Below are 514 nucleotides of genomic sequence, written 5' to 3' on the forward strand. Positions count from 1 at the left end.
ATGCCCGATCCGGTGGCCCCGGCCAGGTATTCGAGCTGCTTGGCCAGCATATTGCCGCTCTCCAAATCGGGCACCATCAGGACGTCGGCCTGGCCAGAAACCGGCGACACGATGTGCTTGATGGCTGCGGCCTGGGCCGAAATGGCGTTGTCAAAAGCCAGCGGGCCGTCGAGCACGCCGCCTTTGATCTGGCCCCGGTCGGCCATTTTGCACAGCGCCGCCGCATCCAGCGTGGAGGGGATGTTGGGGTTGACGGTCTCGACCGCCGACAAGATCGCCACCCGCGGCTGCTGCACGCCCAAGATGCGCGCAAAGTCGATCGCGTTTTGCACGATATCGACCTTCTCACCCAAGCTGGGGCGGATGTTGAGCGCGGCGTCGGTGATGAGCAGCGGCTTGCTGTAGAGCGGCACGTCAAAGCGAAACACGTGCGACATGCGCCGCCCGGTGCGCAGCTCTTTGCGCTGCAGCACGGCAGCAATCAGCTCGTCGGTGTGCAGGCTGCCTTTCATGA

At 64.2% G+C, this 514-nt stretch carries 1 protein-coding gene; it reads right to left on the reverse strand.

Going from position 1 to position 514, the window contains the following annotated elements:
* On the reverse strand, window positions 1-514 hold a 514-nt coding region (locus SRAH_RS11700; RefSeq protein WP_029463516.1), incomplete at both ends, for a bifunctional enoyl-CoA hydratase/phosphate acetyltransferase.

The sequence above is a fragment of the Serpentinimonas barnesii genome (assembly GCF_000696225.1).
GTDB lineage: Bacteria > Pseudomonadota > Gammaproteobacteria > Burkholderiales > Burkholderiaceae_C > Serpentinimonas > Serpentinimonas barnesii.